The sequence below is a fragment of the Rhizobacter sp. genome (assembly GCF_031412495.1).
Lineage (GTDB): Bacteria > Pseudomonadota > Gammaproteobacteria > Burkholderiales > Burkholderiaceae_C > Schlegelella_A.
Window position 1 is genome coordinate 1 of record NZ_JANODC010000194.1, and the last position, 3,408, is coordinate 3,408.

At 71.1% G+C, this 3,408-nt stretch carries 3 protein-coding genes; 2 read left to right on the plus strand and 1 reads right to left on the minus strand.

Going from position 1 to position 3,408, the window contains the following annotated elements; all coding sequences use genetic code 11:
• Window positions 1-942, minus strand: a 942-nt coding sequence (gene glpD / locus AC30N0_RS07110; RefSeq protein ID WP_489517228.1) for a glycerol-3-phosphate dehydrogenase, incomplete at its 3' end; no start/stop codon positions are given.
• Window positions 943-1,121: 179 nt separating this feature from the next.
• Between glpD and AC30N0_RS07115 the strand changes: the two genes are divergently transcribed.
• Window positions 1,122-1,895 carry a DeoR/GlpR family DNA-binding transcription regulator gene (locus AC30N0_RS07115; RefSeq protein WP_489517229.1) on the plus strand — a complete coding sequence of 258 codons (774 nt, stop codon included), beginning with the start codon at window positions 1,122-1,124 and terminating at the stop codon, window positions 1,893-1,895.
• Window positions 1,892-3,408 (plus strand): glycerol kinase GlpK (glpK, locus tag AC30N0_RS07120; protein WP_489517230.1); only part of this gene is annotated, 1,517 nt, incomplete at its 3' end. The genes AC30N0_RS07115 and glpK, both read left to right, overlap by 4 nt.

The following is a 3,408-nucleotide window of genomic DNA, read 5'->3' on the forward strand; positions in this document are numbered from 1 at the left end:
GTAGGCGGTTTCCGCGGCGTCGATGCGCGCCTCGCCGATGCTGCCGTGGTGCTCGACGTCGGTGGTGCCGATCAGCGTGAAGTCGCCCTCGTAGGGAATGGCGAAGATGATCCGCTTGTCCGGGTTCTGGAAGATGTAGGCGTGGTCGTGGTCGAAGAGGCGTGGCACGACGATGTGGCTGCCCTTGACCAAGCGCAGCGCCTTGCCACCCGGCAGGTTCGCGCGTGCGCCGAGGAACTCGGCCGCCCAGGGCCCGGCAGCATTGACGATGGCGCGGGCGTTGATCGCGAGCCCTTCGCCGGCGCCGTTTTCGAGGCGGACCTGCCATCCGGCCGGGCCGCGCCGTGCATCGGCGCAGCGCCAGCGCGTCAGCACCCGCGCGCCGCGCTCGGCAGCGTCGACGGCGCTGAGCACCACCAGGCGGGCGTCGTCGACCCAGCCGTCGGAATAGACGAAGCCCTTCTTGAAGCGGCTCTTCAGGGCCCGGCCGGTCGGGTGGGTGCGCAGGTCGACCGTGCCCGAGGCCGGCAGTACTTCGCGGCGGGCCAGGTGGTCGTAGAGGAATAGGCCGGCGCGGATCATCCAGGCCGGCCGCATCCCCGGATCGTGCGGCATCACGAAGCGCAGCGGCCACATGATGTGCGGCGCACTCCTGAGCAGCACCTCGCGCTCGGCCAGTCCCTTGCGAACGAGCGAGAACTCGTAGTACTCGAGGTAGCGCAGGCCGCCGTGGATCAGCTTCGTGCTCGACGACGAGGTGTGCGACGCCAAGTCGTCCTTCTTGCAGAGCACGACGCGGCAGCCGCGGCCGGACAGGTCGCGGGCGATGCCGGCGCCATTGATGCCGCCGCCGACGACCAGGACGTCGCAGGCCAGCGTCGCGTCCGGCTCGGTCGGGCCGTTCGGGCCGGCGGCAGGGCTGGCAGGGCGGGGATCTGGCAAGGGGTCTCCGGGAGGGGCGCCAAGTGTCAGGGGGGAAAGCGGTTCGTTTCCGCTCGTTTCTGATGTTCTATTTTCGTTTGTAGCCTAAGACTTGAGCAGGCGCAAGCGCGTTTCCGCCCTGCAGTCGGACCGCGCGATGCGGGTACCCTGGGCCATTCCAGCGAGCCATCGCCACCGCCGTGACGCCGAATCCGCGCCAAGCCCTGCTTCTCGACGCCGTCCGCGCGCGGGGATCGATGACGGTCGAATCGCTGGCCGCGCAATTCGATGTCACGCTGCAGACGGTGCGCCGCGACGTCAAGCTGCTGGCCGGGGCCGGCCTGGTCGCGCGTTTCCACGGCGGGGTGCGGTTGCCCACCTCGACCACCGAGAACATCGCCTACCGGCAGCGCCAGCGCCTGAACGGGCCGGCCAAGCAGCGCATCGCGCGCGCCGTCGCCGCGGCCGTGCCGGACGGCTGTTCGCTGATCATCAACATCGGCACGACCACGGAGGCAATCGCGCACGAACTGCTCCGCCACCGCGGCCTGCGCATCGTGACCAACAACCTGAACGTGGCCGCGATCCTGTCCGACAACGCAGCCATCGAGGTCATCGTCGCCGGCGGCATCGTGCGGTCGCACGACCGCGGCATCGTCGGCGAGATGACGATCGACTTCATCCGTCAGTTCAAGGTCGACATCGGGCTGATCGGCATCTCGGGCATCGAGGCCGACGGCAGCCTGCGCGACTACGACTACCGAGAGGTCAAGGTGGCGCGAGCGATCATCGAGCACTCGCGGGCGGTCTGGGTCGCCGCCGACCACAGCAAGTTCAACCGGCCGGCGACGGTGGAGCTGGCCCGCTTCGAGCAGGTTGACCGGCTGTTCACCGACCGTCCGCCGCCAGCACCCTTCCCGGCCCTGCTGGCCGCCGCCGGTGTCGAGTGCATGACCTGCCCGGAGGCTGAATGAACTGCAGGACCTTCCTCCTCGCGCTCGACCAGGGCACCTCGAGCTCGCGAGCCATCGTCTTCGATGCCGCCGGCGCCATCGTCGCCCTGGCCCAGCGCGAGTTCCGCCAGATCTATCCGCAGCCGGGCTGGGTCGAGCACGATCCGCGCGAGATCTGGGCGACGCAGCTCGAGGTCGCGCGCGAGGCGATCGCCAAGGCAGGACTGGCGGCGACGGACATCGCCGCGCTTGGCATCACCAACCAGCGCGAGACGACCCTGGTCTGGAACCGCCGCAGCGGCGAGCCGATCGCCAACGCCATCGTCTGGCAGGACCGGCGCACCGCGCCCGACTGCGCGGCGCTCCGCGACAAGGGCCTGGAGCCGCTGTTCCGCGAGCGCACCGGGATCGTCCTCGATGCCTACTTCTCCGGCACCAAGCTCGCCTGGCTGCTCGACCACGTCGACGGCGCCCGCGCCGCGGCGGCACGCGGCGAGCTGTTCTTCGGCACCGTCGACACCTGGCTGATGTGGATGCTGACCGGCGGCGGCGCCGACGCGACGCGCGCCCACGCCGTGCACGCGACCGATGTCACCAACGCCTCGCGGACCCTGCTCTTCGACGTCCGCGCCGGCACCTGGAGCGACGAGCTCTGCGAGGCCCTCGCCGTGCCGCGGTCGATGCTGCCGGCGGCGCACCCGTCGAGCCACGCCTACGGGCAGACGACGGCCGACCTGTTCGGCGCGCCGATCGCCATCGGCGGCGTCGCCGGCGACCAGCAGAGCGCGCTGTTCGGCCAGGCCTGCTTCCGGCCGGGGCAGGTGAAGAACACCTACGGCACCGGCTGCTTCATGCTCATGAACACCGGCTCGCGCTTCGAGGTCTCGAGCAACGGCCTGCTGGCAACCAGCGCGGCGCAGCCCGGGCCCGAGCCGCAGTTCGCGCGCGAGGGCAGCGTCTTCATCGGCGGCGCCGTCGTGCAATGGCTGCGCGACGGCCTGAGGGCGATCAAGTCGAGCAGCGAGGTGCAGCAGCTCGCCGAGAGCGTTCCCGACAATGGCGGCGTCATGTTCGTGCCGGCCTTCACGGGCCTCGGCGCGCCGCACTGGAACCCGGACGCGCGCGGCACCATCACCGGCCTCACGCGCGGCTCGACGATCGCCCACATCGCGCGCGCCGCGCTCGAGTCGATCGCCTTCCAGAGCGCGTCCCTGCTCGAGGCGATGAGCCGCGACGTGGTCGCCGCCGGCGGGGCGCCGGTCGCCGAGCTCCGCGTCGACGGCGGCGCGTGCGTCAACGACCTGCTGATGCAGTTCCAGGCCGACCTGCTGGGCATCCCCGTGGTCCGCCCCAAGGTCATCGAGACCACCGCCCTGGGCGCGGCCTACCTGGCCGGCCTCAGCTGCGGCGTGTACGCCGGCACCGACGAGCTCGCCGCGCAGTGGCAGGTCGAGCGCACCTTCCATCCGACCCTGTCGCGGGCCCGCGCCGGCGCGCTGATGCAGCGCTGGGAGCACGCTGTCGCGCAGACGCT